The organism is Nocardia vaccinii NBRC 15922, from assembly GCF_001613305.1.
GTDB lineage: Bacteria > Actinomycetota > Actinomycetes > Mycobacteriales > Mycobacteriaceae > Nocardia > Nocardia vaccinii.
Window position 1 is genome coordinate 25,575 of the sequence record NZ_BDCC01000017.1, and the last position, 22,918, is coordinate 48,492.

Genomic DNA, 22,918 nt, shown 5'->3' on the forward strand with positions numbered 1-22,918 from the left:
AACCGTGCCATCCGATTGACAGGCGGCGCCTATTCGCCGTGCAAGGCCGCGAGCACCGCCTTCGCGGTTGCCACCCCGATGCCCGGAACCTGTGTGATCTCCTCCACCGTAGCCTGCTCGAGCCGGGCGACCGAGCCGAAATGCGTGACCAGCGCGGTGCGGCGGGCCTGGCCGAGCCCGGGAACCGAGTCGAGCGCCGAGGCCGTCATCCGCCGGGAGCGTTTGCTGCGGTGGAAGGTGATGGCGAATCGGTGTGCCTCGTCGCGCACTCGCTGCAACAGATACAGCGACTCGCTGTTGCGCGGCATGATCACCGGATCCGGCTCGCCCGGTACCCACACCTCCTCCAGGCGTTTGGCCAGACCGATCACCGCGACGTCGGTGATGCCGAGATCGTCCAGCACCTCCGCCGCGGCCGCGACCTGTGGCGCGCCGCCGTCGACGACGTACAGATTGGGCGGATAGGAGAACTTGCGGGGTTTGCCGGTCTTCGGATCGATGCCCGGCGTGGGATTGTCCTCGGCCTCGAGCAGTTCCAGGTCGCGGCGCAGTCGCTGGAACCTGCGGCGGGTGACCTCCGCGATGCTCGCGACGTCGTCCGAGCGCCCTTCGCCCGCGGCCTCCTTGATCGCGTAGTGCCGGTATTCGGATTTGCGCGCGAGCCCATCCTCGAAGACGACGAGGGAGGCGACCACATCGGTGCCCTGCACATGGCTGATGTCCACACACTCGATCCGCAGCGGTGCGGTGTCGAGCTCGAGCGCGTCCTGAATACCTTGCAGCGCAGCCGATCTCGCGGTCAGGTCACCGGCCCGCTTGAGCTTGTGCTGGGCCAGGGCCTCGGCGGCGTTGCGCTGGACGGTCTCCATCAACGCCTTCTTGTCCCCGCGCTGGGGCACCCGCAGCTGCACCGCCGAACCGCGCAGACCCGAAAGCCAGCCCTGCACCTGTTCGAGGTCACCGGGCAGCGCGGGCACCAGCACCTCCCGCGGCACGACCGTACCGGCGGGCTCCGCACTAGTCTGCTCGGCGAACGCGGCCTGCTCACCGTAGAACTGCGTGAGGAACTGCTCGACCAACGCGGCGAGTTCACCGCCCGATTCGCCGTCCCCGGCAGCATCGCCTCGCTGCGTCGAGGCCCCTGCGTCGGCGGGGCCCGCGGATTCTCGATCACCCGCGGAATCACCATCCGCCCCGGGGGCCTCGGCACCGCGATCGTCGGCGGGTTGTGCGGCACCGTTCTCGACGAGGTCGACCGCGTCGCCCGATTTGTCGACCACCCAGCCACGCTGACCACGGACCCGGCCGTCGCGGACGTGGAAGATCTGCACCGCCGCCTCGAGTTCGTCGGTGGCGAAGGCGACCACATCGGCATCGGTGCCGGTGCCCAGCACCACGGCCTGCTTCTCCAGCGCGCGCCGGAGCGCCTGGACGTCGTCGCGCAGGCGGGCTGCGGTCTCGAAGTCCAGATCCTCTGCCGCGGCGTGCATCCGGCGTTCCAGCTCGCGCACCATCCGATCGGTCTTACCGGCCAGGAAATCGCAGAAGTCCTCGGCGATGCGCCGGTGTTCCCCGGCGCTGACCCGGTCGATACACGGCGCGGAGCATTTATCGATGTAGCCGAGCAGGCAGGGACGGCCGATCTGACTGTGCCGCTTGAAGACTCCGGCCGAGCAGGTGCGCACCGGGAACACCCGCAGCAGTAGGTCCACCGTCTCGCGGATCGCCCAGGCGTGCGCGTACGGGCCGAAGTACCGCACCCCCTTCTTGCGCGCGCCGCGATAGACGAATACCCGCGGATACTCCTCGTTCATACTCACCGCGAGCATGGGATAGCTCTTGTCGTCGCGGTAGCGGACGTTGAACCGCGGATCGAACTCCTTGATCCAGTTGTATTCCAGCTGAAGGGCTTCCACCTCGGTGGAGACCACGGTCCACTCGACGCTCGCGGCGGTGGTCACCATCTGCCGGGTACGCGGATGCAGCGCGGTGATATCCGCGAAATACGAATTCAACCGGCTGCGCAGGCTCTTGGCCTTGCCGACGTAGATGACCTGCCCGAAGGAATCCCGGAACTTGTACACACCGGGATCGACGGGGATGGTGCCCGGCGCGGGCCGGTACGTCGCTGGATCTGCCACGGAACCAGATTAGCGACGGACACCGACAGGCGATCGCGCCCACTCGGACACGCTCATCCGGCGCGGCGCGGCGCCGCCGCGTGTTCGCGCCGGGCGCCCGCCTCGATCGCATCGCACAGCGCACGCTCCGGCTCGGACAACCGGCTGCGGCGACGCAGCAGCACGAACTCCAGATCGCCCAGTTTCGGCAGTCGATCGTCCGCCACGGCGAAAAGCCCTGCGGGAAGCAAGCTTTCCGCATGCACGATGACACCCAGCCCGGCCAGTACCGCCGCCCGCAGGCCCAGTTGGCTGTCGCTGACACAGGCGATCCGCCAGGTGCGTCCCGCCTGTTCGAGTGCGTGCAGCGCCGCCTCCCGGGTCATGCTCGGCGGCGGATAGGTCACCAGCGGCACCGGATCGGCGAAACCTGTCGCGCCCGAACGCGCCGCCCACACCAGCCGGTCGCGCCACAGCAGTTCGCCGTGCCGCTCCCCCGGCCGCCGCTTGGCCACCATCAGATCCAGTTCCCCGGCCTCGAGCCGGGTCCGCAGGGTCTCGCTGAGCCCGACCGTCAGCTCCAGGTCGACCCCCGGATGGCTGCGCTGGAATTCCAGCAGTACATCGGGCAATTCCCGGGCCACTACATCGTCCGAGGCGCCGAGGCGGATCAGCCCGGACAGCCGGGATTCGGAGAAGTAGCGTTCGGCGTGGGCCTGGGCATCGAGAATGCCGCGGGCGAAGCCGACCATCGCCGCACCGTCCCCGGTGAGCGCCAGATTGCGGGTGTCCCGGCGGAACAGCGCCCGCCCGGCCGCCTGCTCGAGTTTGGCGATATGGCCGCTGACGGTGGATTGGCGCAGTCCCAGAATGCGCCCCGCGGCCGTGAAGCCACCGGCCCGCTCGACGGTCAGGAAGGTGCGCAGTTGCTCCGGATCGAACATATTCATCATGATATGCGTTCAGAGATATCGGTTCGAACAACTTTCGCGATCATTCATCCAGAACGTATCGTGCCTTTGTGCAGCTTCTCGCCAAATTCCGGATCGACGCCTTCATGCTGGGCCTGCTGGTGGCCGTCCTGGTCGCCGCGCTCCTGCCCGCCCGCGGCGAGGCCGCCGACGTACTGAGCTGGGCCACCAAGATCGCGATCGGCATCCTGTTCCTGCTGTACGGCGCCCGCTTGCAGCCGCGCGAGGCGCTGGAAGGGCTCAAGCACTGGCGACTGCACTCGAGCGTGCTGGCCGTGACCTACCTGGTTTTCCCGCTGATCGGGCTGACGCTGCGACTGCTGGTCCCCTCGGTGCTCACCGACGACCTGTACACCGGCCTGCTCTATCTGTGCCTGCTGCCCTCGACCGTGCAGTCCTCGATCGCCTTCACCTCGATCGCGCGCGGCAATGTGGCCGGCGCGGTGGTGAGCGCGTCGCTGTCCAACCTGCTCGGGGTGTTCGTCACGCCGCTGCTGGTCATGCTGTTGATGGACACCACCGGCCAGGCAACGGTGTCGGCGGGATCGATCCTGGCGATCGTATTGCAGCTGCTGCTGCCGTTCCTGGCCGGACAGGTCTTGCGTGGGCCGCTGCAGGTGCTCATGCGCCACGCCACCGTCACCAAGGTGGTAGATCGCGGTTCGGTCTACCTGGTGGTCTACGCCGCGTTCAGCGACAGCATGGTGGAGCACGTCTGGGGAGGCGTTTCGCCGCTGTCCCTGCTGGCGGTGGTCGTGGTGTGCGTCGCGGTGCTCGCGACGGTGCTGGCGCTGACCACGGCCGCGAGCCGGCTGTTCGGATTCGATCGCGGCGATCGCATCGTGATGATCTTCTGCGGCTCGAAGAAGAGCCTGGCCAGTGGACTGCCGATGGCCACGGTCCTGTTCGCCGGGCACCCGATCGGCCTGATCGTGCTGCCGCTGATGATCTTCCACCAGATCCAGTTGTTCGTCTGCGCCTGGCTGGCCGGGCGATGGGAACGGCAAGCCGAGGCCGAAGCCGAACTCGCACGCGCGGACCGGATCGCCACCGAAGCCGCCTGAACGACGCTATCTCGTAGCGTCCATGGGGAATCGGCTCGACGTCGCCCCACCCGGCGGAATGATCGGCAGCACCACCGAGGAGGGATGGGCGGCGTCGTGCAGGATGGTCTGGGTCGCGATCTGCGTATCGGCATTCGCGCCGAACGGTTGACCGGTATTGGGATTCGGGGCGAACTGCGGATAGTCGCTGCTGGAGATCTCCACCCGGATACGTGAACCGGCCTTCACCAGGTAGCTGGTCGGCCAGACCTCGATCGTGTATTGATACGGCTGTCCGGGCACGGTCGGAGTGGGATCGTCGACCGAATCGCGGAACGGGGTCCGGATGATCCCGTCGTTCAGGTTGACCGTGGACCCATCCGGCGCGACGGCGACCAGTTTCGCGGTGAAGTCGGTGTCCGGGGCGGTTGACGACGCCCAGAGTTTCACCTCGGTCGGCCCGGTGAGCTCGGTGTCGGCGGACAGCGGAGCGGTGGTGTAGGTCAGCACATCGGAGCGCTGTTCGACGACGTACTGATCATAGGGCCCCTGCGGCCCGGAGGACGCCCCGCAACAGGAGTGTCCGCCGGCGCTGGGCACCGGATCGAGCGGATCGTAGGAGTAGGTGTCCGGCTGCTGGGAATCCTTCGGCGGCGCGGTGCTCAACGCGCCCAGCCGCCCGGATACGCCGTTGCCGCCGCTACCGGACAGGTAGTAGGTGGTCCAGCGGGTATTCGGCAGCGGCCACGCGGACGCGGTCTTCCACTTGTTCGCACCCATCAGGAAGTAGTCCACCGTGGGCTGCCCGGCGACCTTGCTGTCCTGCCCCTTCAGGAAGTGGTCGAACCAGGCCAGCATCAGATCGTTGACCGGGCAGTCGCCCGCGGGTCCGGCCGCGGCGAGCATCGGTGCGGATATGCCGCTGCCCGGACGTCCCCAGCCCACGTGGTCCCACGGTCCGATGACCAGCCGCTGATTGCTCCGGGCCCACGGGGTGCCGCCGGCCCGCGCCATCCCGCTGAAATTCTCGGTGCCACCCGCCAGGAATGCGTCGTACCAGCCCTCGAAATCGAGCACCGGAACCTTCACGTCCGGATAGTGGTCGCGAATGCTCCACTGCTTCCAGTAGTCGTCGCGCGCGGAATGCCGTATCCAGTCGAAGAACCACGGCGCGACGGCCGGATCGCCCGGATGCATCGGCGGGAACTGCTGATACGGCCGGTATCCCATCCAGCGGGTGTACTGCGCCTCATCGGCCGCCAACTGTTTCGCGGTGGCAGTATCGCCGCGATTGGTCGCGGCGGTAGCCGCGATCGTCCCCATCGCCCAGGGCTCGACGAACGCCAGCCGGAATTCCCCGCCCTCGTAGGTCCAGCCGTCGTAATAGTCCGAGGCGGTGTTCGAGGGCACGATGGTGACCAGGTGCGGTGGTGCGGTGACCGCCGAAAGCCATTGTGTGGCACCTACATACGAAGATCCGTACATGCCGACCTTGCCGTTGGAGCCGGGCAGCCGCGCGGCCCATTCGACCGAGTCGTATCCGTCGTTGCGGTCGTTGCCGAATTCGGTGAACCCGCCGCCCGATGCGCCCTGCCCCCGGATGTCCTGCACGACAACGAGATAGCAGTGCGAGGCGAACCAGTCCGGGGTCTGGAAACGATACGGCTTCACCTGGGCCTCGGACTTGCCGTACTGGGTGCGCATCAGGATCACCGGCACCGGATCGACCGTCTTCGGCCGGTACACGTCGGCCTTCAGCACGACGCCGTCGCGCATGGTCGCGGGGACGTTCTCCTGCTTGCCGACCGCGCATTTACCGCGGCCCTGCGACGGCGGCCAGGCGCCGGATGCGGCCTGCCCGCCGGAGGGTCCGCTCGCCGCTCCGCCACAGCCGCTCAGCACAAGTATCGCGGTGGCCAGCATCGCGCCGCCACGCAGAATTCCGTTGCGCCGCCCCCGATTCCACGACATCCACCGAAAGTAGCACCGGCGGCGGCATTATGCGCGGGTTCGGCCGACCGGTGACACCACCGCTGCCAGCAGACCCGCCAGATCCCCGCGCTCCCCCACCTCGACCGCATCCAATTCCAGCCAGTCGGCGAACTCCCGCAGCGACCGCGCCAGTTCGGCGGCGACGTGCGGCGTGCCGCGATCCGGTTCGGCGAAGGCGCCGGGCACCAGCAGCCGGCCGGACGCACGCTCGGCGCGCAGATCCACCCGTGCCACCAACTCACCGTCCAGCAGGAAGGCGAATACGTAATAACCGTGCACGCGTTTGGGTTCGGGAGTGTAGATCTCGATCCGGTAGTGGAAGTCGAAGATCCGCTCGGTGCGCGGACGGAAGAAGATCAGCGGATCGAACGGGCACAGCAGCGCCGCGCCGGTGACGCGCCTCGGCACCCGCGCCCCGGCCCGCAGATACGCCGGACGATCCCAGCCGTCCACCCGAACCTGTTCCAGCTCACCCGAATCCACCAGATCGGCGATGGCCGGTTCGGTCTGGCTGCGATGCAGCCGGTAGTAGTCGCGCAGGTCCGGTTCGGTACCGATGCCCAGGGCGACGGCCGATCGGCGGACGAGTTCGCGCACCGCGTCGGGCTCATCGATCTCGCGAGCGAGCACCCGCGGTGGCAGAACTCGCTCGGCGAGGTCGTAGTGGCGCTGGAATCCGACCCGCTTGCCCACCGACAACTCCCCGACGGCGAACAACTGCTCACACACTACCTTGGTATCGCTGTAGTTCCAGCCCCAGTGGTCCTTGCTGCGCGGGCGATCCAGTTCGAGATGCTTCTCCACCTCCCCGGCCGTGCACGCGCCGAACTCGCGCACGACCTCGAGCACATCCTCGGGCAACGTGGGATTGCGTTCGAGCACCTGACGCGCACCACCCCACCGGCCGTTGCGGTACCGGGCCATGCGCCAGCGCAGCAGCGGCCAGTCCTCGACCGGCATCATCGCGGCCTCGTGCGCCCAGTACTCCACCAGCCGACGAGGACGTCGCGCGGCATGGCTCCAAGCGGCCTCGTCCAGCAGCGACCGGTCGTAGGAGCCGATGCGACTGAAAACCGGTGCGTAGTGCGCCCGTACCGCCGCGGATACCGAATCCAGTTGCAGCACCTGTGTTTTCTCCAGCACGCGCAGCACCGCGCGGCGATCGGTCGAGGCAGGGCGTGGCACGCCGAAACCCTGGGCGGCCAGGGCGGTCCGGCGGGCCGCGGCGGCGGTCATGGTACGCACCACCGCACCATGCCACGCGCTACCGACATATTTCGCCGGACCGGTCACCACCTGCCGAGATCGACACGAGCCGGACCCGGAGAACCGGCTACCGGCGGCCACTCGTCTGCTAGGTTGGGATCAGTTCGATACATTCATGTATCCGATGCGCGGCCACCCGTCCGCGCACCCGACCCGGAGGAGTTCCCGTGGCATCGTCACCGCAGCCGGACGCGATCGTCATCGGGGCCGGTCTAGCCGGACTCGTGGCCACCTACGAACTCACCCGCGCCGGACGCCGGGTGCTCGTGCTGGATCAGGAGAATCGCAACAACCTCGGCGGACAGGCGTTCTGGTCGCTGGGCGGACTGTTCTTCGTGGACAGCCCAGAACAGCGCCGCCTCGGCATCAAGGACTCGTTCGAACTGGCCTGGCAGGACTGGCAGGGCTCGGCCGGATTCGACCGCGACGACGAGGATCTGTGGGGCCGCCGCTGGGCCCGCGCCTATGTCGAGTTCGCCGCCACGGAGAAACGGCAGTACCTGCACGATCTGGGCCTGCGGGTGACCCCGCTGGTGGGCTGGGCCGAACGCGGCGGTTCCGCCGCGGACGGCCACGGTAATTCGGTCCCGCGCTTCCATCTCACCTGGGGCACCGGACCGGAGGTCGTGCGGGTGTTCCTGGAACCGGTCCTGGCCGCCGAACAGCTCGGCCTGGTCGAATTCGCCTTCCGGCACCGAGCGGACGAGCTGATCGTCGAGGACGGCGCGGTGGTCGGCGCGCGCGGCGGAATCCTCGAGCCCACCGATCTCGACCGCGGTAAGGCCTCCTCGCGGAATGTGGTCGGCGAGTTCGAATTCCGCGCACCCACGGTGCTGGTCTCCTCCGGCGGCATCGGACACAATCACGATCTGATCCGCCGGAACTGGCCCACCGAACGACTCGGCCCCTGTCCGGAGACGATGATTCCCGGCGTCCCCGCCCACGTCGACGGGCGAATGCTCGGCATCACCGAACAGGCGGGCGGGCGGATCGTGAACCGCGACCGGATGTGGCACTACACCGAGGGCCTGCACAACTGGGACCCGATCTGGCCCGACCACGCTATCCGGATCATCCCCGGACCGTCCTCGATGTGGTTCGACGCCAATGGAAAACGCCTGCCCGCACCGTCGTTCCCCGGTTTCGACACCAACGCCTCGATGCGCGACATCCTGGCCACCGGATGCGACTACTCGTGGTTCGTGCTGAACCAGTCGATCGTGGAGAAGGAATTCATGCTCTCGGGTTCGGAGCAGAATCCGGACATCACCGGCAAGGACCGCGGCCTGCTGCTCAAGAGCCGTCTCAGCAAGGGAGCGACCCCGCCGGTCGATGCGTTCCTGCGGCACGGCGTGGACTTCGTCGTCGCCGATACCCTGCCCGAGTTGGTCGCGGGTATGAACAAGCTCGCCCGCGGCCCGCAGCTCGACCTCGCCGATCTCGAGCGCCAGATCGTCGCGCGGGACCGGGAGGTGGCGAACAAGTACACCAAGGACGCCCAGATCATGGCCATCGCCAACGCGCGCCGGGCACTCGGGGACAAGATCGCCCGGGTCGCGCCCCCGCACCGCATCCTGGACCCCGCGCACGGCCCGCTGATCGGCGTCCGGCTCAACATCCTGACCCGCAAGACCCTCGGCGGCATCCAGACCGACCTGGACTCCCAGGTGATCGGTTCGGACGGAACGCCTTTCGCGGGGCTGTACGCCGCGGGCGAGGTCGCCGGATTCGGCGGCGGCGGCGTGCACGGCTACAACGCCCTGGAAGGCACCTTCCTGGGTGGATGCATCTTCTCCGGACGTTCGGCGGGACGCGCGATGGCTCGTCTGCCGCGCTGATCCCGGCGTGCGGCCGGCCGGCCCGCCCGGCGAATAGGATCGCGACATGACCGACCGGCCTCAGGCTCTGCTGTTCGACGTCCAGGGCACCGCCACGGATTTCCACTCCACGATCACCCGCGCGAGCAGGCACATCCTGGGGCCGCACTACCCGGACCGGGACTGGGCCGGTTTCGTGAACGACTGGCGCGCAGCGTATTTCCGCGGCACGCGGGCCAACGCCGGAACCGGCGCATGGGTCGGCGTCGCGTCGATCTATCGCGCGGCCCTCGATGAGATCCTCGCCGGACAGGGGATCGAGCTGGATCCCGACGGCCGCGCGCAACTCACCGCGGCGTGGAAAAAGCTGGACCCCTGGCCCGATGCCGTCGCCGGACTGAACAGGCTGCGCACGGCGTTCACCCTCGCGACGCTGTCCAACGCCGACGTCGACGCGGTGGTGAGCATCACCCGGCACTGCGACTTCCCGTGGCACGCGGTGTTCGCCGCCGAGATGGCCGGTGCGTTCAAACCCGATCCGCGGGCCTATCGCACCGCTGCCGGCTACCTCGGTCTGCCACCCGCGCGGATCATGATGGTGGCCAGTCACAAATATGATCTGCGGGCGGCGTCCGAGCTCGGCTTCGGGACCGCGTTCGTCGCCCGGCCCGAGGAATTCGGCGATCCGAGCCTGGCCGACATCGAATTCTCGGACGAATTCGATATCAACGCAACGGATTTCCTGGATCTGGCCGATCAGCTCGGATGTTGACCGCGGTATGGCGGTACGGTTTCAGAGCACGTCGTGCCGGGCCAGCGCGTCCAGCAACCCGGTCCGGCGATCGGCGGTGGGGAGTGGGTTCACCCATTCGAAGGCGCAACCGAGTTCGGTTGCGGCACCGTCATTCTCGCGGCTGTCGCCCACCATCAAGGCATCCTCGGGCGCAACGCCCAGAAGCTCGAGCGTGCGTTCGAAGATCGGCCGATCCGGTTTGATCGCGCCGAGTTCGAACGACAGCGCGTACACATCGACGTACCGGTCCCAGCCGTGCGCGAGGAAGGCCGGCCGGATGTCGAACGGGATGTTGCTGACCACGGCGACGTGAATCTCGTTGCCCGACAGCGCCTCCAGCACCTTGCCGGCGTCCGGGTAGGGTGTCCAGATCAGCGGGTCGACCATGCGGGCGTACAGCCGCTGTGCCGGGTCGCCCAGCACGCCGCTCTGCCGCAGCACCTCCCGGTACACCTCGCGGTGCCGGGCCGGATCCAGATCCCGCTGCTCCCAGGCCTGTTGATGGTGCGCGTCCAACCGCACGGCCTGATGGACCGGCGTGGTCAACCGGTCCAGGATTTCGGCCGATTCGGCCACGTCGAGGGGACGGCCGTCGGCTGTCACCAGATCCGGAGCCCAGCTCTCATCGGCTTCGAGCCGGAACAACGTCCCCGAGAAATCGAACAGCACCGCGCGAATGGTCACGCCGCACAGCGTACCGAAGTCATCCCATGACCCAGATCACCTATCAGCTTGTCTGAGGACTTGTTACCGTGGACAGATGGTCGACTCCCCCATCCTGCAGGTCGGCGCCGTCGACTTCGTGCGCAACGGCAACCCGATCCTGTCCGATATCTCGCTCACCGTGCGCGCGGGCGAGCACTGGGCGCTGCTGGGCCCCAACGGCGCGGGCAAGACCACCCTGTTGAAGATGGCCGGGGCCTTCGAACATCCCACCCGCGGCACGGTCGAGGTGCTCGGCAAGCGACTGGGCCGGGTGGACATGCGCGAGCTGCGCACCTCGATCGGGCATGTGGATCCGCGACACACCCTGCCCTATCCGTTGCGCGTGTGGGAGGTCGTGCTGACGGGGCTGACCAACACCGCCGATCTGCAGCAGCGCTGGACGCCGACCGCCGAGCAGATCGCCGAGGCGGACCGGCTGATCGAGCTGCTCGGCGTCGCCCATCGCCGCGACGCGCGCTGGCCCACCCTGTCCCAGGGCGAACGCGGCCGCGCGCTGATCGCGCGCGCTCTCATGGCCGACCCGAGCCTGCTGCTCCTGGACGAACCCGCCACCGGACTCGACGTGGCCGGGCGCGAACAGCTCATCGATCGGATCGGCCGCTTGCAGACCGCGCATCCGGAACTGGCCTCGATCCTGGTCACCCACCACCTCGAGGAACTCCCGCCCGGCATCACGCACGCCATGCTGCTGCGCGACGGCCGGCGAATCGCCGCGGGACCGGTCGACGACGTGCTGACCAGCGAGAACATCAGCGTCTGCTTCGACCATCCGATCCGGCTGACCCGCACCGACGGCCGCTGGCAGGTCCGCAGCGACCGCACCGTCCCGGCCTAGGAGCGCCCCTCACCGTCGACAGGAATATTGGCGACGACGGGGTACTCCCCGGTGTACCCCTCACGTTGATACGCGATGGCCAGCACCCGCTTGCGCGCGGCGAACCAGCCGATGACCAGCGCCGGGACGATGATCACGAGACTGGCCACGGTCCAGGTGCCGACCGGATAATCGAACGCCGTCAATACCAGCACGGCCGCCAGGAACAGCAGCGTGGCGATGCCCGAGTAGGGCGCGCCGAACATGCGGAACTTGGGCCGTTGCACCCGCCCGGCGCGCGACCACCGCCACATCTGCAATTGGCACAGCACGATCGTCGCCCAGGACGCGAGGATGCCGAGCGAAGCCACGTTGAGCACGATCTCGAACGCCTGCGAGGGCACCAGGTAGTTGAGCCCGATACCGAACAGCGCGACCACCGCGGTCAGCAGGATCCCGCCGTAGGGCACGCCGCGGCGGTTCATCCGGCTGGTGAACGTCGGCGCGCTGCCGTTCATCGACATCGAGCGCAGAATGCGTCCGGTGGAGTAGAGCCCGGCGTTGAGACTGGAGAAGGCGGCCGTCAGCACCACGAAGTTCATCACCGAACCGGCATGCGGCACGCCGAGTTTGGAGAAGAAGGTGACGAACGGACTCTCGTCCTTGGAATAGGCGGTGTAGGGTAGCAGCAGCGCCAGCAGAATCAGTGAGCCCACGTAGAACACCGCGATACGCATGATCACCGAGTTGATCGCCCGCGGCATGATCTTCTCCGGTTCGGCAGTCTCACCGGCCGCGGTTCCCACCATTTCCACTGCGGCATAGGCGAATACGACACCGGAGGTCACGGTGACCAGCGGCAGCGCGCCGGTCGGGAACCAGCCGCCGCTGTGGCCGATCACCCCCAAGCCGGTACCGGCTCCCTGGATCGTGAACCGTCCCGCCAGGAAGACCACGCCGACCAGGAGGAAGGCGACCAGGGCCACGACCTTCACCAGCGCCGCCCAGAACTCCAGCTCACCGAACCACTTCACCGAGACCAGATTGATGCTCAGCACGATGACCAGCGCGATCAGCGCGAGAACCCACTGCGCGATGGACCGGAACCCGCCCCAGTAGTGGAAGTATGTCGCGATCGCGGTGGTATCCACGATCCCGGTCATCGACCAGTTCAGGAAGTACATCCAGCCCGCGATGAAGGCCGCCTTCTCCCCGTAGAACTCGCGTGCGTAGGAGACGAACGATCCGGACGAGGGCCGGTGCAGCACCAGCTCCCCGAGGGCTCGCAGAATGAAGAAGACGAAGATGCCACATACGCCGTAGACCAGGAACAGTCCCGGCCCGGCACTGGCGAGGCGGCCACCGGCGCCCAGGAACAACCCGGTGCCGATCGCCCCGCCGATGGCGATCATCTGCAATTGACGCGGTTTGAGGCTCTTGTGATAGCCGCTGTCCTCCGCGCCGAGGAAATCCTTGCTCCGTACCTCGGTCATATGACAGTTCGGTCCTTCACGGTCGATGGTCGAAGGCAGAGGTTACCCGGTTGATAGCCAGGTGACGCATATCGACCTCTGCCGGGCACAGCTACCGCTCGATGGCAGTGGTGTCGGCGCTGAATGACGCCCGCACAAAAGTAGCCGAGCGCCAACGCAATTGGCTTCCCGGCTCTGGCAGCACCGCGACGCCGATTCGACGATACAGTCCGATGATGACGCGCACTCGGTACCTCGCCAGCGCAACCGCGGCCACCCTGCTACTCATCTCAGGTCTGCTGACAGGTTGCTCGGACCAGTCCAGCGGCGCGAGCGGCCCTTGCGCCGATACGCAGAACGGCACCCACGTCGTCGCGGCCGCGCCGACCGCAGTCGGCGATATCGCCAACAATCCGGAGGTCGGCACCGGATACCGCACCGATATGACACCGGTGCGCACCCACACCTTCGCCGTATCGGCCGCCAATCCCATAGCCACCCAGGCGGCATGCCGGGTGCTCGCGGCGGGCGGGACCGCCGCCGACGCTCTGGTGGCGGTGCAGATGGTGCTGGGTCTGGTTGAGCCGCAGGCCACCGGCATCGGCGGTGGGGCGTTCCTGCTCTACTACGACGCCGCGACCAGGAGCGTCGACGCCTACGACGGCCGCGAGACCGCGCCCGCCGCCGCGACGGAGAACTATCTGCGCTGGGTGAGCGATGCCGACCGGACCACACCCCAGCCGAGCGCCCGCGCCAGCGGCCGGTCCATCGGCGTGCCCGGCGTACTGCGGCTGCTCGAGCGGGCACACGCCGACCATGGCAAAAAGCCCTGGCGCGACCTGTTCACTCCGGCAATCGATCTGGCCGATCGAGGATTCGCGATCAGTCCGCGCATGGCCGCCGAAATCGCCGCCTCCGCTTCGGATCTCGCCCGCGACGACAATGCCAGGGCATATTTCCTGCGCCCCGACGGCTCGCCGAAACCCGCCGGCACCACCATCACCAACCCCGCGATGGCCAAGACGCTGGGCGCGATCGCCTCCTCCGGCGCGAACGCCTTCTACACCGGCTCGATCGCCCAGGACATCGTGGCGGCCACCGCGACCACGTCGGCGGGACGCACCCCCGGACAGCTCGCCCTGGCGGATTTGAGCAACTACCAGGCGAAGAAACGCACCGCGATCTGCACGGACTATCGCACACACGAATTGTGCGGCATGCCCGGCCCGTCCTCCGGCGGTATCACCGTGGCCTCGGCCCTGGGCATCCTGCAGAACTTCGACATGGCCTCCCTCGCGCCACAGCACCTCGATCGCAACGGCGGAATTCCCACTGCCCGCGCGGTGCACCTGATCTCCGAGGCAGAACGTCTCGCATACGCCGACCGCGACAAATACGTCGCCGATCCCGATTTCGTCCCGCTCCCGGGCAACTCGCCCGACACGTTGCTGAACGAGAATTATCTGAAACAGCGTGCGGCACTGATTGATCCGGCGCACAGCATGGGCACCGCACAGCCCGGCGACTTCGGCCCGGTTCCCGTGGCGGCCGGGCCGCAGCAACCCGAACACGGTACGAGCCACATCTCGGTGGTGGACCGATACGGCAATGCCGCCACGATGACCACCACCGTCGAATCGGCGTTCGGCTCGTTCCACATCGTCGACGGCTTCGTACTGAACAACCAGCTCACCGATTTCAGCGCGACTCCCACCGCCGCCGACGGCACTCCGGTCGCCAATCGGGTGCAACCCGGGAAGCGCCCGCGTAGCTCGATGAGCCCCACGCTGGTGTTCGACCGCAAGCCCGACGGGTCACGCGGACAGCTCAGCTACGTCACGGGCTCGCCGGGTGGTGGCATGATTCCGCAGTTCGTCGTGAAAACCATTGTCGGACTGCTGGATTGGGGACTGGACCCGCAGCAGGCGGTTTCGCTGGCCGATTTCGGGGCGTCCAACACCCCGGTCACCGGTATCGGCGGTGAGGATCCGGATATCGACGCCACCGACAACGGTGATCACAACCCGCTGGTTCAGCAGTTGCGCGCCATGGGCCACCAGGTGTCCGTGGTTCAGCAATCCAGTGGGCTCAGCGCCCTGAAACGCACGCCCGACGGCTGGATCGGCGGGGCCGATCCGCGCCGTGAGGGTGCGGTCGAGGGAGATACCAACTGAGCAGCTGCCCGCCTGTGCGCACAGGCGGGCAAGCCCGGCGAATACCCGAGCCCAGGACACCAGCGGCGACGTATCCGAGATCGCGAGGCCGCACCGGCCCTACCTGGACGGTGCGCCACGCCGAGGCCCGGTCGCACCATCGTTGCGGAGCCACCGGGGTGGGGCCGGCCGGCCGAGCGTCGGCACATGCCCCGACCTGACGAACTCGGCGAATCCGGGCCCGGCGCGGCGGCGTCCCGGACCGCAGTCGAACCTACTTCTCTCGGGCCGCTGTGTATTTCGCGCCCAGTTCGCGGAAACGGTCCAGAGCCCGCGCGGCGTGATCCTTGTCGTTGACCCGGATCGCCAGCATGGGCACGTACTCGTCGCCCACCAATTCCAGCCTGGCCCAAGCCTTCTTGTCCGGAATCGACACCCCGAGGATGTCCTTCCAGGCGAACTGGTTGTCTCCCAGGATGTTACGCACGACCACACCCCGCGCGCCGACCCGCACCCGCGGCCGGGTCAGCAGGAGTACCGCGGCGGCCAGCAGCAGCCCGAACACGATGACCGCCACCTGATCCGCGCCGCGGAAATTCACCCCGGTGCGGCTGTGGTTCGACAGCACTCCGGCGAGGACGAACACGACGGCGATCACCGCGGCGACGATGCGGGAAGTCCGCACCGCGCGCCGCGGGCGCACCTCCAGATCCCAACCCGCGTCGGCAGATTCGGCCGACGCCTGCGGAGTGCGTTTCCAGATTCGGACGACCGGCGTCATCGGATCAGAGTTCCTGGAGCATGCCCGCGGGCCCTGCGTGGTTGCGCTCCGCTGCCGCCTCGGGGCCGGACGCGGGCACGCCGGCTGCCTGCCGCAGCGCGCGCAACGTCAGCGCAGCGTCCAGAGCGGCCGCGGCGGCCTGCTCACCCTTGTTCTCGGCGGACTCCGGCAGCCCGGCCCGATCCAGCGCCTGCGCCTCGGTGTTCACGGTGAGCACCCCGTTGGTGACCGGGGTCCCCTCGTCGAGCGAGACGCGAGTGAGCCCGGCGGTCACCGCATCGCAGACGTACTCGAAATGCGGTGTCTCACCGCGGATCACGACGCCCAGCGCGATCACCGCGTCGTGCGTGCGGGCCAGCGCCTGCGCGACCACCGGAAGTTCCATCGCCCCGGCGCAGCGCACCATGGTCACCTGATCCACACCGGCCGCTCGGGTCACCCGCTCGGCGTTGCCGAGCAGCGTGTCGCAGATCGTGCTGTGCCACCGCGACGCGACGATGCCAACCTTCAGATCCTTGGCGTCGTCGAGCTCGAAAGCAGGTACACCGGTACCGCTCACAACTCCACCTCGCTGGCGCTCGGCTCCGTCGTGCGCGGTGCGCGCTGCATCCATGATTCACTCCGCTGCGCTGCGCTCATTGCATTCCTTCCTGTAGCCGCACAACACGGCACGGCGGTTCTACTGCGCGGTCTCGCCCAGGTCCAGGTCGTCGAGCCCGACCAGATCGTGGCCCATGCGGTCGCGCTTGGTGCGCAGGTACCGCAGGTTCTCGGCGTTGGCGCGCACCGGCATCGGCACCCGCTCGGTGATGCTCAGCCCGTAGCCGTCCAGGCCGACGCGCTTGGCCGGATTGTTGGTCAGCAGGCGCATCGAGGTGATGCCGAGATCGACCAGGATCTGCGCGCCGGTGCCGTAGTCGCGGGCATCGGCGGGCAGGCCCAGCTCGATATTCGCATCGACGGTGTCGTGGCCGTTGTCCTGCAACTGGTAGGCCTGCAGCTTGTGCATCAGCCCGATGCCGCGGCCCTCGTGCCCACGCATGTAGAGCACCACGCCGCGGCCCTCGGCGGCGACCATCTCCATGGCCGCGTGCAGCTGCGGGCCGCAGTCGCAGCGCAGCGATCCGAACACGTCACCGGTGAGGCATTCCGAATGCACCCGCACCAGCACGTCCTCGCCGCCGTCCACCGCGACGTCGCCCAGCACCAGCGCGACGTGCTCGACCTCGTCGTAGATGCTCTTGTAGCCGACGGCCCTGAAATCGCCGTAGCGGGTGGGGATTCGCGCCTCGGCGATCCGCTCGACCTGCTTCTCGTGCTTGCGGCGCCAGGCGATCATGTCGGCGATGGAGATCAACGCCAGCTCGTGTTCGTCGGCGAAGACCCGCAACTCCTCGGTGCGGGCCATATCGCCCTCGTTCTTCTGGCTGACGATCTCGCAGATGACGCCCGCCGGCGAGAGCCCGGCCAGGCGAGCCAGATCCACCGCGGCCTCGGTGTGCCCGGGGCGGCGCAGGACCCCACCTTCCTTGGCGCGCAATGGAACCACATGTCCGGGCCGGTTGAACTGATCGGCCGTGGCCGACGGATCGGCGAGCAGGCGCATGGTCCGCGCGCGATCCGCGCCGGAGATACCCGTGGTGACCCCTTCGCGCGCATCCACCGAGACGGTGTAGGCGGTGCCGTGCTTGTCCTGGTTGATCGAGTACATCGGCGGCAGGCCGAGGCGGTCGCAATCGGTTCCCGTCAGCGGCACACAGATGTAACCGGAGGTGTAGCGGATCATGAAGGCCACCAGTTCGGGGGTGGCTTTCTCCGCGGCGAAGATGAGGTCGCCCTCGTTCTCCCGGCCCTCGTCGTCGACGACGACGACCGCTTTACCGGCGGCGATATCGGCGACTGCGCGCTCGATGGTGTCGAACCTGGTCACGTCTGCTGTGCTCCGTCTCGATATGGATGCCAATTACAGTACGGCGTTGCCCGGCTGGGTGGTTCGCCACCCGAACTATCCGCGCTGCATGAGGCGCTCCACATACTTCGCGATGATGTCCACCTCGAGGTTGACCGTTGTCCCTACCGGGGCGGACCCCAGCGTGGTGAGCTCGCGGGTGGTCGGGATGAGCGAGACCTCGAGCCAATCGAGGTGACCAGGTTCACCTTCGGCGTCCGCGCCCAGTCCCGACACCGTCAACGAGATGCCGTCGATGGTGATCGAGCCCTTCTCCACGACGTAGCGGGCCAGCGCGTCGGGCACCGAGACGCGCACGACCTCCCAGTTCTCCTGCGGGCTGCGCGAGAGGATGGTGCCGGTGCCGTCGACGTGGCCCTGCACGATATGCCCGCCGAGGCGGCTGTCGACCGCGGCGGCGCGCTCGAGATTCACCTTCGCACCGAGATCGAGTTTGCCGATGCTCGACCGGTTGAGCGTCTCGCCCATCACGTCGGTGGTGAAGCTGTCGCCGTCGACGATGTCGACAACGGTCAGGCATACGCCGTTGACGGCGATGGAGTCGCCGTGCCGGGCATCGGAGGTCACCAGCTTGCCGCGGATGGTCAGCCGCGCCGCATCGGCCAGCGGCTCGGCCGCCACGATTTCGCCGAGTTCCTCGACGATGCCTGTGAACATGCCCGCTCTCCTTCTACCCCGGTACTCGCCTTCGGCAACAGCCCGGACGGCGGGCGATATTCCCTGCCGGAACGGGATGTCCCCAGCCTAACCAGGCCGGTCCGGCCGCGATACCGGGCCGTCCCGCTCCGCGGGTTCGGGACCGCCACCCCGGCGAATCGGGCAGAAGCCGACGCCGCGGCCGAAACGTCCCGGAGTTCGCCGAATACAGCCGCGGAATTCGCGAGAGAATCGGGAAACAAATCGCGAATTACGCGATTCATCGAGGCTGCGGCCTCCAATTCGAGCATTTCCCGAATCAACGGATCGATATTCTGGGTCGCAGCACAACTCCAACCGGCTATTTACCCAGTTCGTGACGCGCTCACACCTCACACTTGCGTTTCGAACCGATCGGAAGCAGCATTGTTATGCAGTTGGTTCCCATGGTTCATTTCCGCGTTTCGACGAAGGAAAGGTTGAGGCTCGTACGGGCCGGATCAAGGTTGAACGACTACACAGACGGGGGTGCGGCGTGACCACGATTCTCGATTCAGCACTCGAAAATCGCTGCGTGCGATATCGCTGTGAAGCTCACCTGCCGGCATCGGTCGATCCGGCGTCGCACCACATCCTGCTCGAGGTCGGCGCGCGCTACGGCGCCGTCACCATGCCCGAGGACCTCGGCGAACACGTTCGGCAGCAACTGAGCCGGGCCGGCATCACCGGACCGATCGTCCACCATCCGCGCGCGCATCGATGGACGTTCATCACGGGTCCGGGCACCCCGAGCACCGCGGTCGCGGCCGAATTGTTCCGGCTCTACACGACCGTGGCCTGCGCGGGCAGCCCGGTGGTGCTGCCCTCGGCCGACGACGAGCGCACCGGATACCGCGTCTGGATTCAGCCGCCGGGCCGGTCCGATGCGGTGCCGTCGCTGGACACGGTGATCGAGGCCACCCGCACCGCATCCGGCGGGTCGGCCCGGCCGCACACCCGGCAGCGGTGATCGAGCCGACTAGCCGGCGGCTTCGATCGCCTTGCGGCGCAAGGCTTCCACGGTCGCCGCGCGATCGGACGTGCCGTAGACCGCGGATCCGGCGACGAAACAATCCACGCCCGCCTCGGCGGACAGCTCGATGGTGTCCATATTGATGCCGCCGTCGATCTCGACGATCAGGCGCAGCTCGCCGGAGTCCACCAGCCGGCGCACGGTGCGCGCCTTGTCCAGCACGTGTGCGATGAACGACTGCCCGCCGAAACCCGGCTCGACACTCATCACCAGCAGCGTGTCGAAACTTCGCAGGATCTCCAGGTACGGCTCGATCGGGGTGTTCGGCTTCACCGCCAGCCCGGCCTTACCGCCCGCCGCGCGGATATCGCGCGCCACCGCGACCGGATCATCGGTCGCCTCGGCGTGGAAGGTGACGTTGTACGCACCGGCCTCCGCGTAGGGCGGAGCCCAGCGGCCCGGATCGGTGATCATCAGATGGCAGTCCAGCGGCAGATCCGTCGCCTTCAGCAGGCTCTGCACCACGGGCAGGCCGAGGGTCAGATTCGGCACGAAATGGTTGTCCATCACATCGACGTGCACCCAGTCCGCGCCCGCGACCTCCGCGGTATCCCTGGCGAGATTGGCGAAGTCGGCGGACAGGATCGAAGGCGCGATCATCGGGGCCGGACGGCGGAAATCCGTGGCGGTGCGGGTGGCGGTCTCGGTGCTGGAGGTATCGGAGGCGGACACAGCGCGAAGTGTAGCGGCCCGTCATCGTGCGCCCGGCCCGGCCGTCGCAGCCCGCCCACCGTTCCGGCCGCCCGCGACCGCTGGGGCTTCGACCTCGCGGACGAGTGCCGCAATTCGGGCACGGATTCGATTGCGGCCGGGTTGTGTGGGTAGCCTTCACCTTGTGATCAATATTTCGGCGGAACAGGGATTGCGTGGCACCCCGGTGGAGATCGGCGTGGCCGCGGCCGTGTCGCAACTCCCGATTGTTCGCGGGCTCGCCGAAACCCTGGTTCTACTCAGCGATTTCACCCTGGACGAGGTGGCCGACGTCCGGCTCGCGGTCGACGAGGTGTGCTCGACGCTGATCGGCCTCGCGGCCCCCGACACCACACTGCAATGCCGGTTCTCCGTCGGCGACACGGATCTGTTGGTGCGCGTGCGCGGTATCGCCGCCACGCAGGGCCTACCCGACGAACGCAGCTTCGGCTGGCATGTGCTGCGCACCCTCACCGACGAGGTGCAGGCCACCCAGGATCCCTTCGACCAGACCGCTTCCGGCTACCCGACGATCGTGGAATTCCGGCGGGCCCGGGGGAAGGCATAGTGGCGGACGAGGACACCGTGCTCGGATCCGGCGACGCCGTGGACTCTCGCGACCCGCAAGCCCCCGAGAACTCGACCGCCACCCACGGCCGTGCAGCCCGGGAACCCGAGGAGACCACGTCCGAGGAGGAGGTGGCCGCCGACGAGGTCGAGGAGGTCACCCAGTCCGTCTCCGGATACGACGATGTCGCAATCCTTTTCGAGCGTCTGGCCGCAGCCGAGGAGGGCAGCGACCGGCGTGCGGAGCTACGCAGCCAGCTGATCAGCCGGTGCATCCCGCTGGCCGATCACATCGCGCGCAAATTCAGCGGCCGCGGTGAGCCTTTCGACGATCTCACCCAGGTCGCCCGGGTCGGTCTGGTGCACGCGGTGGACCGGTTCGACATCTCGCGCGGCTCGAATTTCCTGTCCTTCGCGGTGCCCACGATCATGGGCGAGGTGCGGCGCTATTTCCGCGACAACACCTGGGCGATGCGAGTTCCCCGCCGGGTCAAGGAGACTCACCTGCGCATCGGCTCGGCGATCGACGCGCTGTCGCAGTCGCTGGGCCGCTCCCCCACCGCCAAGGAGATCGCCGCCGAACTCGACATCGATCCGGACGAGGTGACCCAGGCGGTCATCGCCGGTAACGCCTACCAGCCCAGTTCGATCGACGCGGTGTCGGTGGGTCGCGATACCGAGGCCTCGCTGCTGGACACCCTGGGCGAGGAGGAATCGCAGTTCGACCGGGTCGAGGAGTACGTGGCGATCCGCCCGCTGCTGGCCGGCCTCCCCGAACGCGAGCGTCGCATCCTGACCATGCGCTTCTTCGAATCGATGACCCAGACGCAGATCGCGCAGCGCATGGGCATCTCGCAGATGCACGTCTCCCGGATTCTCGCGAAAACCCTGGCTCGCCTGCGCGAACAAACCTCCCGCGAATAGCGTTCGGCCGCCCTGCGAGCGCATCGGCTCGCGCACCGCACCGCTGAATCAGGCGTCGCCGGAAGTGGATGTTCCGGCGCTGTTCGGCGCATTCTGGAATTCGCGGCGGTAGGCGGTGGGGGTGGTGGAGAAATGGTTGGTGAAGTGACGGCGAAGCAGGGCGGGTGAGCCGAAACCTGTTCGCAGGGCTACGGTCTGGACCGACAGGTGAGTGCTCTCCAGCAGATGCTGCGCCTGCAGCAGGCGTTGATGGCGGAGCCATTGCTGTGGACTGGCACCGGTGACCTGGGTGAAGCGGCGAGTGAAGGTGCGCTCGGACATATGGGCCATCTCGGCCAGCTGGCGGGCGGTGAGACGTTGCTGGAGATTGACCTTCGCCCAATCCATCACTGTCGCAAAGGGATCGGGGGTTCGATGGTCCGGAGGCAGCGGGGTGTCGATGTACGGGCGTTGACTGCCCGAGCGGTGGGGTGGGGTGACCATGCGGTGCGCGATCAGCGTCGCGGCCTTCGCACCGTGGGTGATCCGCACCAGATGGAGGCACAGATCGATCAGTGACGCGGTGCCCGCCGAGGTCCAGATGCCGTGGTCCTCGATGTACAGATCCTCCTGTTCCACCCGGACGGCGGGAAACAACTCCCGCATCCGGTCGATGAGCAGCCAGTGGGTGGTCGCCCGGCGGCCGTCCAGGATTCCGGCCTGGGCCAGGGTGAACGCGCCGCCGCACAGGCCGACGACCGGCACACCCCGATCGACCGCCTCGCGCAGCGCGTCCGCGATGCACGGATCGATCGGGGCCGTATCGTCGTTGCGGCCGGGCGCCAGGATCAGGTCCGCGGTACGCAGGCCCTCGAGGTCGTGGGTGGCGCGCACCGAGATCCCGGAGTCGCCGTCCACCGTGCGTGCCGCGACCGAGCAGCGGCGCAACTCGAAGGCCGGTCCCCCCGCGTCGGTCCGGTCGATGCCCCAGACCTCGACCGCCACCCCGAAGTCGAAGGCCCACATACCGTCGTAGATCAGCACTGCCGCGACGTACATGCCTGTGATTAGACCAAAGCGGGCCGTTTCTCGTGGGCGGGTGCGGCCGAGACCGCGGCGCGCGCCGGCCGCCC

At 67.8% G+C, this 22,918-nt stretch carries 20 protein-coding genes; 8 read left to right on the forward strand and 12 right to left on the reverse strand.

Annotation, left to right across the window (positions count from 1 at the left end; all coding sequences use genetic code 11):
- Positions 1–29 precede the first annotated feature (29 nt).
- Together uvrC and NV1_RS12495 are read right to left on the reverse strand one after the other, a co-directional pair.
- Positions 30–2,141 (reverse strand): excinuclease ABC subunit UvrC, encoded by a 2,112-nt coding sequence (gene uvrC / locus NV1_RS12490; protein ID WP_067889875.1) that lies wholly within the window; start codon positions 2,139–2,141, stop codon positions 30–32.
- A 53-nt stretch (positions 2,142–2,194) separates the two neighbouring features.
- Entirely contained in the window at positions 2,195–3,070 is an 876-nt protein-coding gene (locus NV1_RS12495; protein WP_067890469.1) for a LysR family transcriptional regulator, read from the reverse strand.
- A gap of 71 nt (positions 3,071–3,141) precedes the next feature.
- On the opposite strand from NV1_RS12495, the gene NV1_RS12500 reads away from it, so the two are divergent.
- Positions 3,142–4,155: a bile acid:sodium symporter family protein gene (locus tag NV1_RS12500; RefSeq protein ID WP_067889878.1), complete on the forward strand. Its 1,014-nt coding sequence runs from the start codon at positions 3,142–3,144 to the stop codon at positions 4,153–4,155.
- 6 nt (positions 4,156–4,161) lie between these two features.
- Here the strand turns inward: NV1_RS12500 and NV1_RS12505 are convergent, their stop codons facing one another.
- Positions 4,162–6,105, reverse strand: a complete 1,944-nt coding sequence (locus NV1_RS12505) for a CocE/NonD family hydrolase (protein WP_373864607.1) — start codon at positions 6,103–6,105, stop codon at positions 4,162–4,164.
- 27 nt (positions 6,106–6,132) lie between these two features.
- Entirely contained in the window at positions 6,133–7,371 is a 1,239-nt protein-coding gene (locus NV1_RS12510) for a winged helix-turn-helix domain-containing protein (protein WP_067890475.1), read from the reverse strand.
- 188 nt (positions 7,372–7,559) lie between these two features.
- Between NV1_RS12510 and NV1_RS12515 the strand changes: the two genes are divergently transcribed.
- Together NV1_RS12515 and NV1_RS12520 are read left to right on the forward strand one after the other, a co-directional pair.
- Positions 7,560–9,230: an FAD-binding dehydrogenase gene (locus tag NV1_RS12515; RefSeq protein ID WP_067889882.1), complete on the forward strand. Its 1,671-nt coding sequence runs from the start codon at positions 7,560–7,562 to the stop codon at positions 9,228–9,230.
- Between the two features lie 46 nt (positions 9,231–9,276).
- Complete coding sequence (locus NV1_RS12520) at positions 9,277–9,981, forward strand: haloacid dehalogenase type II (protein WP_067889885.1); 705 nt, start codon at positions 9,277–9,279, stop codon at positions 9,979–9,981.
- A gap of 21 nt (positions 9,982–10,002) precedes the next feature.
- Here the strand turns inward: NV1_RS12520 and NV1_RS12525 are convergent, their stop codons facing one another.
- Entirely contained in the window at positions 10,003–10,686 is a 684-nt protein-coding gene (locus NV1_RS12525) for an HAD family hydrolase (protein WP_067889888.1), read from the reverse strand.
- Between the two features lie 76 nt (positions 10,687–10,762).
- On the opposite strand from NV1_RS12525, the gene NV1_RS12530 reads away from it, so the two are divergent.
- Entirely contained in the window at positions 10,763–11,563 is an 801-nt protein-coding gene (locus NV1_RS12530) for an ABC transporter ATP-binding protein (RefSeq protein ID WP_067889891.1), read from the forward strand.
- On the opposite strand, the gene NV1_RS12535 is transcribed toward NV1_RS12530, so the two are convergent.
- Positions 11,560–13,035, reverse strand: a complete 1,476-nt coding sequence (locus NV1_RS12535; RefSeq protein ID WP_067889893.1) for an amino acid permease — start codon at positions 13,033–13,035, stop codon at positions 11,560–11,562. The two genes, NV1_RS12530 and NV1_RS12535, sit on opposite strands and share 4 nt — an antisense overlap.
- Positions 13,036–13,250: 215 nt before the next feature.
- On the opposite strand from NV1_RS12535, the gene ggt reads away from it, so the two are divergent.
- Entirely contained in the window at positions 13,251–15,188 is a 1,938-nt protein-coding gene (gene ggt, locus NV1_RS12540; RefSeq protein WP_067890480.1) for a gamma-glutamyltransferase, read from the forward strand.
- A gap of 253 nt (positions 15,189–15,441) precedes the next feature.
- Here ggt and NV1_RS12545 read toward each other — a convergent pair whose 3' ends face one another.
- The 4 genes from NV1_RS12545 to NV1_RS12560 form a co-directional block, all read right to left on the reverse strand.
- Positions 15,442–15,948 (reverse strand): PH domain-containing protein, encoded by a 507-nt coding sequence (locus tag NV1_RS12545; protein WP_067889896.1) that lies wholly within the window; start codon positions 15,946–15,948, stop codon positions 15,442–15,444.
- Positions 15,949–15,952: 4 nt separating this feature from the next.
- Positions 15,953–16,507, reverse strand: coding sequence for a 6,7-dimethyl-8-ribityllumazine synthase (gene ribH / locus NV1_RS12550; protein ID WP_084525348.1), 555 nt, complete (start codon positions 16,505–16,507; stop codon positions 15,953–15,955).
- A gap of 120 nt (positions 16,508–16,627) precedes the next feature.
- Positions 16,628–17,878, reverse strand: a complete 1,251-nt coding sequence (locus tag NV1_RS12555; protein ID WP_067889899.1) for a bifunctional 3,4-dihydroxy-2-butanone-4-phosphate synthase/GTP cyclohydrolase II — start codon at positions 17,876–17,878, stop codon at positions 16,628–16,630.
- Positions 17,879–17,953: 75 nt separating this feature from the next.
- Positions 17,954–18,574 carry a riboflavin synthase gene (locus NV1_RS12560; RefSeq protein ID WP_067889907.1) on the reverse strand — a complete coding sequence of 207 codons (621 nt, stop codon included), beginning with the start codon at positions 18,572–18,574 and terminating at the stop codon, positions 17,954–17,956.
- A gap of 553 nt (positions 18,575–19,127) precedes the next feature.
- Here NV1_RS12560 and NV1_RS12565 point away from each other — a divergent pair.
- Complete coding sequence (locus NV1_RS12565; protein WP_245713688.1) at positions 19,128–19,562, forward strand: hypothetical protein; 435 nt, start codon at positions 19,128–19,130, stop codon at positions 19,560–19,562.
- A gap of 9 nt (positions 19,563–19,571) precedes the next feature.
- On the opposite strand, the gene rpe is transcribed toward NV1_RS12565, so the two are convergent.
- Positions 19,572–20,225 (reverse strand): ribulose-phosphate 3-epimerase, encoded by a 654-nt coding sequence (gene rpe, locus NV1_RS12570; protein ID WP_067890483.1) that lies wholly within the window; start codon positions 20,223–20,225, stop codon positions 19,572–19,574.
- A 235-nt stretch (positions 20,226–20,460) separates the two neighbouring features.
- Here rpe and NV1_RS12575 point away from each other — a divergent pair, with 235 nt between their 5' ends.
- Both NV1_RS12575 and NV1_RS12580 read left to right on the forward strand, forming a co-directional pair.
- Positions 20,461–20,883 carry an ATP-binding protein gene (locus tag NV1_RS12575; protein WP_067889911.1) on the forward strand — a complete coding sequence of 141 codons (423 nt, stop codon included), beginning with the start codon at positions 20,461–20,463 and terminating at the stop codon, positions 20,881–20,883.
- Positions 20,884–21,014: 131 nt separating this feature from the next.
- Entirely contained in the window at positions 21,015–21,806 is a 792-nt protein-coding gene (locus NV1_RS12580) for a SigB/SigF/SigG family RNA polymerase sigma factor (RefSeq protein ID WP_067890486.1), read from the forward strand.
- Between the two features lie 48 nt (positions 21,807–21,854).
- On the opposite strand, the gene NV1_RS12585 is transcribed toward NV1_RS12580, so the two are convergent.
- Positions 21,855–22,844, reverse strand: a complete 990-nt coding sequence (locus NV1_RS12585; RefSeq protein WP_157116858.1) for a GlxA family transcriptional regulator — start codon at positions 22,842–22,844, stop codon at positions 21,855–21,857.
- Positions 22,845–22,918 lie beyond the last annotated feature (74 nt).